This window comes from Bacillus sp. SIMBA_008 (genome assembly GCF_046535495.1).
Lineage (GTDB): Bacteria > Bacillota > Bacilli > Bacillales > Bacillaceae > Bacillus > Bacillus subtilis.
In genome coordinates this window covers 1-246 of sequence record NZ_JAWRWL010001041.1, presented here as the reverse complement: position 1 = coordinate 246, position 246 = coordinate 1, and the positions used below count along the sequence as shown (strand labels likewise).

At 37.0% G+C, this 246-nt stretch carries 1 pseudogene; it reads right to left on the bottom strand.

Annotated elements, in window-relative coordinates:
- Positions 1–246, bottom strand: a pseudogene (locus SB658_RS26580) (4Fe-4S dicluster domain-containing protein); the annotation flags it as partial.

The following is a 246-nucleotide window of genomic DNA, read 5'->3' as shown; positions in this document are numbered from 1 at the left end:
GGCTTTAATGGCTTTTTTAAGAATGGTAATGGCTTTCTTTAATTCTTCAAACTTGCTTGAGAGCAGGGCGTAATCGGCGCTCAGGTAGGGTTCACATTCAGCTGCATTAATGATTAATGACGTAATTTCACGATTTTTCAAATTTAACTTTAGATGTGTTGGAAATTTAGCGCCTCCGCTTCCTTCAATCCCATACTCTCTGAGAATTTCCAAAATTTCATCTTCATCAAGTTCGTGGATTTTAAA